The 3,095-nt window shown below is 63.7% G+C and carries 2 protein-coding genes; one reads left to right on the top strand and one right to left on the bottom strand.

Annotation, left to right across the window (positions count from 1 at the left end):
* Positions 1-10: 10 nt before the first annotated feature.
* On the bottom strand, positions 11-979 hold the full coding sequence (locus VEK15_32305) for an alpha-L-glutamate ligase (protein HXV65423.1): 969 nt from the start codon (positions 977-979) through the stop codon (positions 11-13).
* Between the two features lie 245 nt (positions 980-1,224).
* Between VEK15_32305 and VEK15_32300 the strand changes: the two genes are divergently transcribed.
* The coding region (locus VEK15_32300; protein HXV65422.1) for a multicopper oxidase domain-containing protein at positions 1,225-3,095 on the top strand (1,871 nt) is incomplete at its 3' end.

Here is a 3,095-nt window from a genome sequence, read left to right as displayed (position 1 = left end):
GGGGCGACGATCAGCTCACGGCGTATCTGGCGATCGATGGCTCTCCCTGAACGCGGGCGAGCTCCTCTCCGAGATATCGGGCGATGCTTCGCATGCCGAGCCGCTCTTTGCCGGCCCGGCGCTCGGCGTCTTCGTTGTAGTTCGTGTTGGTGTTGACGTCGTAGACATAGGAACGTCCCTGCTTGTCTTCGATGAGCTCGACGCCCCCCATGTCGATGCCATTCGCCCCGAGAAAACGGCGCAGCATGGGCAGAAACGGATGGTCGAAATCGTCGAGGATCTCGAAGCGGTGTCGCGGCGCTTGGGAGGCAGGGCAGAGCCTGTCGTCCGAGTCGCATGCGTCGGCGGGGCAGAGCTGAAAGCCGTCCGACGTGTCGACCCGGACCGCGTAGAGAAACTCGCCACCCACGAACTCGCATCGTGTGATGAAGGGCGCCGGCGCTTGCACGTACTGCTGAACGAGCGTGATGCCGTCCGGGGACGGCTCGAACTCGGGGCCTTCGACATAGCTCGCCAGAGCTTCCCTGGTTCGAAACAAGCGCACGCCAAGCCCTTTACCTCCTCGGTTGTGTTTGGTGATGAAGGCGTTGTCAAAGGCGTGCGCGGCTTCCACGACGCCCCGCCGTCCGATGGCGGCAATCGTGCGCGGCGTGGGGATTCCAAACGCCCGCAGGGCGGCAGACTGGGCCGCCTTGCTGAGCTCGAGCTGAAGGGCCCTGCCGGTGTTCGAGACGCGGCGCCCATGACTCTCGAGCCAGGCAAGGACGGCTCCCGCGTACTCCGGAGAGTACCGATGGCCGCGTGTATGTGAGGACGCGCTCATCCGATTGTAGAAGACACCGTCGGGCGGCTCGTGGTCGAGATGGATGCGCCCCTCGATCAAGGACCAGTCCTCGTAAGGCAGACCCAGGTTGTCGAGCTCCTCGAACAAAGGCGCGGTCCATTCGGCGTTCTCGTGGATGACGTGGATACGACTCATGCAGAAATTCCCCTTGGAAACGGCTTGCACATGGGTAACGTTCGATCCTGCTCGGGGAACGTCGCGAGGTGGGCTCTAGGGACGCTCGCGCGTTCCCCAGCGACAACAGCAGCGACCCAGGGAAACGCCAAACGTCATGCCTTTGACTGTAGCTCAGCCGCGGGGCCTGCGCAAGAGATCGATGTCGCGCGACAGCGGTCGACGAAATTGACAGGCTCCCCGAGCTGGGAAGAAGATCGTGCACCATGGCCCTGGCTCCCCTGGTGCTTCTCGCCGCGCTCGCCCAGGAGGGCCACCCGGATATCTACGGAATCGATCTCGTCCCGACGCCAGACCTGAGATACGTCGAGGGTCGGGTGACGCTTCGCCACCCGCCGTCGCCCTTCGGGATTTCCGTCTCGGCGGAAGGGCATCACCGCTACGAGCTCGACGTCCAGCTCTCGTCGCTTCCGGAACCCTCTTCGCTCGGGGATTACACGAGCTACGTGGCGTGGGTGACGACGCCGGTCATGAGCCCCCTGGTCAAGCTGGGAGAGGTGAGAAACGGCGAGAATCCCGCGCTCGGCCCGATCGCGATGAACAAGTTCGTCGTCATCGTCTCCGCGGAAGCGTCCCCGGACGTGACCGCGCGAGAGGGGAGACTCGTCCTGCGCGGCACGTCGCCCAGCTCGCGGATCCAGCAGGACAACCACCTCATGCTTCCCGCAACCTCTTCGCGCGCGGCCCATCATGGCTCGCATTGGCCCCATCCACCGATGCATCCTCTGCTGACGATGATCCCCGGGCTCGAGGCGCTGTCGCCGAACGTCGAGCCGTTTCTACCGCGCGCCGTCCCCGGTGAAACGATCGAGTCCGCGAGCCCACGGGAGATGATCTCGCTCGGGGACGGCGATACCTTCGAGCTCGTGGCGTCGAAAGTGAAACGAACGATTCACGGTCACGACTATGTCATGTACGGTTTCAACGGGCAGTACCCGGGCCCGCTGCTCGAGGTCGAGCAGAACGCGACGATCACCATTTTGTTTCGAAACCGCATCGAGCTTCCCACGAGCGTTCACTGGCACGGCGTACGGCTCGACAACCGCTTCGACGGCGTCCCTGGAGTGACCCAGGACCCCGTGTTGCCGGGGGAGAGCTTCGAATACCGTGTTTTTTTCAAGGACGCAGGCATCTACTGGTACCATCCCCACCATCGCGAGGACATTCAGCAGGATCTCGGCCTCTATGGGAACATGCTCGTCCGGGCACCCGCGCCGGATTTCTTCAACGAGGTCCACCGCGAAGAAGTCCTGATGCTCGACGACCTTCTCGTGACCGGCGACGGCATCTTTCCCTACGGCGAGGGACGGGCGACTCACGCGCTCATGGGGCGCTTCGGAAATCTCATGCTCGTGAACGGAGAGCCATCGTACCGACTCTCGGTGAAAGGCGGGGAGGTCGTGCGGTTCTTCCTCACGAATGTCGCCAACACCCGCACGTTCAACGTTTCGTTCGGCGGCGCCCCGATCAAGATCGTGGGCTCGGACCTGGGAAAGTACGAACGGGAAGTCTTGGCCGACTCCGTGGTCATTGCACCAGCCGAGCGCTACATCGTCGAGGTCCCGTTCGACCGCGCGGGGAGCTTCGAGCTTCGCAACCGGGCGCAGCTCCAGGAGCACGGCTTCGGAAGCTTCGTTTTCGAGGATACGGTCCTCGGCCGCATCGATGTCTCCGAGGAGAGGGTCGGCCGACCGTTGCCCTTCGAAACGCTCCGCACCCACGTGGACGTCGCCCGAGATCTCGAGCCCTTCCGGAGCTCGTTCGATCGCCCCGTGGACCATGAGCTCCTGTTGACGCTGGAGACCCGGGGACTTTCTCCGACCTTCATGCAACGGCTGCGCGCCGACCGCGTGTACTTTCCCCCGGTGGAGTGGAGCGGCACGATGCCGGAGATGAACTTCCCCACGACGAGCGGCGAAGTCTCCTGGATCCTGCGCGAGAGGGCGACGGAACGGGAGAACCTCGGAATCGACTGGCGTTTTCGCGTCGGCGAGGTCGCGAAGCTCCGGCTCGTGAACGACCGGGAAGCGATCCATGCGATGCAGCACCCGCTCCATATCCACGGCCAGAGGTTTCT

This window comes from Vicinamibacteria bacterium (assembly GCA_035620555.1).
Classification (GTDB): domain Bacteria; phylum Acidobacteriota; class Vicinamibacteria; order Marinacidobacterales; family SMYC01; genus DASPGQ01.
Note: the sequence above shows the minus strand (reverse complement) of the source record. Positions and strands in the feature narration are given on the sequence as shown.